Origin of the sequence: Paraburkholderia sp. RL18-085-BIA-A (assembly GCF_046027075.1) — a bacterium.
GTDB lineage: Bacteria > Pseudomonadota > Gammaproteobacteria > Burkholderiales > Burkholderiaceae > Paraburkholderia.
In genome coordinates this window covers 1-1,031 of record NZ_JARESU010000480.1, presented here as the reverse complement: position 1 = coordinate 1,031, position 1,031 = coordinate 1, and the positions used below count along the sequence as shown (strand labels likewise).

Sequence of the window (1,031 nt, the reverse complement as noted above, 5' to 3'; positions counted from 1 at the left end):
CCGGGAAGTCGTCCGCGCCGGGCAGTAAAGCAAGTCGATGTCGGCACCCGGGGGCGTTCCAACCCTACGTGCATCGCACAAGTAGCCCCATCAGGTAACGACATCAATCAGGTAACGACATCGTCGTGACCATTAACTGACAGTCACACTGAAAGGAGACAAGGATGAATACTCTGGTTATCGGAGGAACGGGAACCGTGGGATCTCTCGTCGTCGGCAAGCTGCTGGAGAGCGGCGCCTCCCAGGTCGGCGTAGTGACCCGGGACGAAGCCAAGGCGGCTGACCTGCCGAAGGGTGCAGTCGCCCGGCACGGCGACCTCAAGGATCCCTACTCGATGCGCCCGCTGTTTCGCGGCGTTGAGTCGGTGTTCATGCTCAATGGCGCGGGCACCAGCGAAACCTACGAAGGCGTGATGGCGATCCTGCTGGCCCGCATGGAAGGCGTCAAGCGCTTCGTGTACATGAGCACCCACAAGGCGGACCTGACTGCCTTCCTGCCGATCGGCGGCGCAACGAAACTGCCGATCGAGAAGGCGCTCAGCGTGTCGGGGATGAGCTATACGATCCTGCGTCCGAACAACTTCTACCAGAACGACATCTGGTACAAGGACTCGATGATCAACGAAGGCATCTATCCCCAGCCGCTGGGCTTTGTCGGGATGTCACGGGTCGACGCCCGGGATATCGCCGCCGCAGCCGTGCTTGCCCTGACCCAGGGCGGCCACGAGGGAAAGACATACAACATCGTCGGGCCGCAGGCGGAAACCGGTCCGAGCTGCGCGGAGAAGTGGGGCCGGGCGCTGAAGAGGAAGATCGTCTATGGCGGCAATGATATGGATCTCTTCGAGCGCACCCATGCGTTCATGGGCCCGAGCCTGGTGTTCCCCTACCGTCAGTTCTACGAGTTCTACCAACAGCACGGACTGTGCGCATCACCCGAGGACATCGAGGCGGTGAGCCAGCTGCTGGGCCGCCCGCCGCGCTCACTGGACGAGTTTGCGCAAGAAATGGCCGCCAGCTGGCTATAGGCG

At 62.0% G+C, this 1,031-nt stretch carries 1 protein-coding gene; it reads left to right on the top strand.

Going from position 1 to position 1,031, the window contains the following annotated elements; all coding sequences use genetic code 11:
* Positions 1-164: 164 nt before the first annotated feature.
* Positions 165-1,028 (top strand): SDR family oxidoreductase, encoded by an 864-nt coding sequence (locus tag P0D89_RS53370; RefSeq protein ID WP_408379713.1) that lies wholly within the window; start codon positions 165-167, stop codon positions 1,026-1,028.
* Positions 1,029-1,031: the final 3 nt, after the last annotated feature.